The following is a 437-nucleotide window of genomic DNA, read 5'->3' on the forward strand; positions in this document are numbered from 1 at the left end:
TTTATCCTCATCTCAACTCGCCATCGCAAGTTCGTCATCGCGAGCGGAACTGCGACGACGAGCCCTTGCTTCCTCGGCATCACGTGGACAGTTCTGTCGAATGCTCTCGGTCTTCAGCGACTTATGCCATCGCTCCAGCTTCCCATTGCTCTGCGGATAGTAGGGACTCGTTTTGACGTGAGTCATGCCGCTATGGCGGACGAATGCCTTGAAAGTATTGGCGATGAACTGGGGGCCGTTGTCGCTGATGGTTTGCGGTTTCGCACCAGGATGTTTCTCCAAGGCTGCCTGGCAAACGATCTCGACATCCAGTTCGGTCATCGATTCGCGGAGTTCGTGGTGCACGATATACCGGCTATAGCCATCCAGGATGGTAATCAGGTAGAAGAACGTCCCGCCGGCGTTGATGTACGAAATGTCCACGTGCCAGTGCTCAA

The 437-nt window shown here is 54.7% G+C and carries 1 protein-coding gene; it reads right to left on the minus strand.

Features of this window, described 5'->3' with window-relative positions; genetic code table 11:
- Nucleotides 1-12: 12 nt before the first annotated feature.
- A partial coding sequence (locus GE027_RS22715; protein ID WP_202617522.1) for a DDE-type integrase/transposase/recombinase occupies nucleotides 13-437 on the minus strand: 425 nt, incomplete at its 5' end.

The organism is Roseimaritima sediminicola (assembly GCF_009618275.1).
GTDB lineage: Bacteria > Planctomycetota > Planctomycetia > Pirellulales > Pirellulaceae > Roseimaritima > Roseimaritima sediminicola.